A 1433-nucleotide genomic window follows, 5' to 3' on the forward strand; every position below is an offset into this window, starting at 1 on the left:
GGGCTATTCACCCTAAAAAGCACCCCTTCTCCCGAAGTTACGGGGTCATTTTGCCGAGTTCCTTAACGAGAGTTCTCTCGCACACCTTAGGATTCTCTCCTCGCCTACCTGTGTCGGTTTGCGGTACGGGCACCTTACATCTCACTAGAGGCTTTTCTTGGCAGCGTGGAATCAGGAACTTCGGTACTATATTTCCCTCGCCATCACAGCTCCGCCTTAATGGAAACGGGATTTGCCTCGTTTCCGGCCTAACTGCTTGGACGCGCATATCCAACAGCGCGCTTACCCTATCCTTCTGCGTCCCCCCATCGTTCAAACGATGTATAGGTGGTACAGGAATATCAACCTGTTGTCCATCGCCTACGCCTTTCGGCCTCGGCTTAGGTCCCGACTAACCCTGAGCGGACGAGCCTTCCTCAGGAAACCTTAGGCATTCGGTGGAAGGGATTCTCACCCTTCTTTCGCTACTCATACCGGCATTCTCACTTCTAAGCGCTCCACCAGTCCTTCCGGTCTGACTTCAACGCCCTTAGAACGCTCTCCTACCATCGACACCCTACGGTGTCAATCCACAGCTTCGGTGATACGTTTAGCCCCGGTACATTTTCGGCGCGGAGTCACTCGACCAGTGAGCTATTACGCACTCTTTAAATGGTGGCTGCTTCTAAGCCAACATCCTGGTTGTCTAAGCAACTCCACATCCTTTTCCACTTAACGTATACTTTGGGACCTTAGCTGGTGGTCTGGGCTGTTTCCCTTTCGACTACGGATCTTATCACTCGCAGTCTGACTCCCAAGAATAAGTATTTGGCATTCGGAGTTTGACTGAATTCGGTAACCCGTTGGGGGCCCCTAGTCCAATCAGTGCTCTACCTCCAATACTCTCATCTTGAGGCTAGCCCTAAAGCTATTTCGGAGAGAACCAGCTATCTCCAGGTTCGATTGGAATTTCTCCGCTACCCACACCTCATCCCCGCACTTTTCAACGTGCGTGGGTTCGGGCCTCCATTCAGTGTTACCTGAACTTCACCCTGGACATGGGTAGATCACCTGGTTTCGGGTCTACGACCTCATACTCATTCGCCCTATTCAGACTCGCTTTCGCTGCGGCTCCGTCTCATCAACTTAACCTCGCATGAAATCGTAACTCGCCGGTTCATTCTACAAAAGGCACGCCATTACCCATTAACGGGCTTTGACTACTTGTAGGCACACGGTTTCAGGATCTATTTCACTCCCCTTCCGGGGTGCTTTTCACCTTTCCCTCACGGTACTGGTTCACTATCGGTCACTAGGGAGTATTTAGCCTTGGGAGATGGTCCTCCCTGCTTCCGACGGGATTTCTCGTGTCCCGCCGTACTCAGGATCCACTCAGGAGGGAACGAAGTTTCAACTACAGGGTTTTTACCTTCTTCGACGGATCTTTCCAGATC

The 1433-nt window shown here is 51.8% G+C and carries 1 rRNA gene; it reads right to left on the reverse strand.

Annotated features, from left to right (window positions below):
• Window positions 1-1433 (reverse strand): 23S ribosomal RNA (locus tag ACQKMF_RS26655); the annotation flags it as partial.

The sequence above is a fragment of the Peribacillus sp. NPDC101480 genome (genome assembly GCF_050277335.1).
Classification (GTDB): domain Bacteria; phylum Bacillota; class Bacilli; order Bacillales; family DSM-1321; genus Peribacillus.